1 protein-coding gene is annotated in these 1,189 nt (G+C 74.8%); it reads left to right on the top strand.

Annotated features, from left to right (window positions below):
• Nucleotides 1-3: 3 nt before the first annotated feature.
• Nucleotides 4-1,185 carry an acetyl-CoA acetyltransferase gene (locus tag HYE82_RS36645; protein WP_179178539.1) on the top strand — a complete coding sequence of 394 codons (1,182 nt, stop codon included), beginning with the start codon at nucleotides 4-6 and terminating at the stop codon, nucleotides 1,183-1,185.
• The last annotated feature ends 4 nt before the right edge of the window (nucleotides 1,186-1,189 follow it).

Here is a 1,189-nt window from a genome sequence, read left to right as displayed (position 1 = left end):
CCCCTGCCCGGACCCCCCGCCGCCCCGCGCCGCAGGGTCGCGGTCGTCGGCGTCGCCCTCTCGGACTGCGGCCGCGTCGACGGCCCCACCCCGTACGCCCTGCACGCGCAGGCCGCCCGGCGCGCCCTGGCCGACTCCGGCCTGGACCGCTCCGTCATCGACGGCTTCGCCTCGGCCGGCCTCGGCACGCTCGCCCCGGTCGAGGTGGCCGAATACCTGGGCCTGCGCCCCTCCTGGGTCGACTCCACCTCGGTCGGCGGCTCGACCTGGGAGGTCATGGCCGCGCACGCGGCCGACGCCATCGCCGCAGGCCACGCCCGGGCCGTACTGCTGGTCTACGGATCCACCGCGCGGGCGGACATCAAGGCCCGGCGCCGCAGCTCGAACCTCTCCTTCGGCGCGCGCGGACCGCTGCAGTTCGAGGTCCCGTACGGGCACACCCTCGTCGCCAAGTACGCGATGGCCGCCCGCCGCCACATGCACCGGTACGGGACCACGCCGGAGCAGCTCGCCTCGGTCGCCGTACAGGCCCGCGCGAACGCGGCCGCCAACCCGGACGCGATGTTCCGCGACCCGATCACGGTCGACGACGTCCTGTCCGGCGAGATGATCGCCGACCCCTTCACGAAGCTGCACTGCTGCATCCGCTCCGACGGCGGCTGCGCGGTCCTGCTGGCCGCCGAGGAGTGCGTACCGGACACCGCCAAGAGGCCGGTCTGGATCCTCGGCGCGGGCACCGCCGTCTCCCACACCACCATGTCGGAATGGGAGGACTTCACGGTCTCCCCGGCCGCCGTCTCCGGCCGCCTGGCCTTCCGGCGGGCCGGACTCACCCCGGCGGACGTGGACGTCGCCGAGCTGTACGACGCCTTCACGTACATGACCCTGGTGACCCTGGAGGACCTCGGATTCTGCGCGAAGGGGGAAGGCGGAGCCTTCGTGGAGAAGGGCCGCCTGCTGCGGGACGGGGAGCTGCCGGTCAACACCGACGGCGGCGGCCTCTCGGCCTGCCACCCCGGCATGCGCGGCCTGTTCCTGCTGGTCGAGGCGGTCCGGCAGCTCCGCGGCGAACGCGGCCCCGGCCAGGTCACCCGCCGCGACGGCACCCTCCCCGAAGTGGCCCTGGCCTCGGGCACGGGCGGCTGGTTCTGCTCCTCGGGGACGGTGATCCTGGGACGGGGGTGAGGGG

The sequence above is a fragment of the Streptomyces sp. BR123 genome (assembly GCF_013401435.1).
GTDB lineage: Bacteria > Actinomycetota > Actinomycetes > Streptomycetales > Streptomycetaceae > Streptomyces.
Note: the sequence above shows the minus strand (reverse complement) of the source record. Positions and strands in the feature narration are given on the sequence as shown.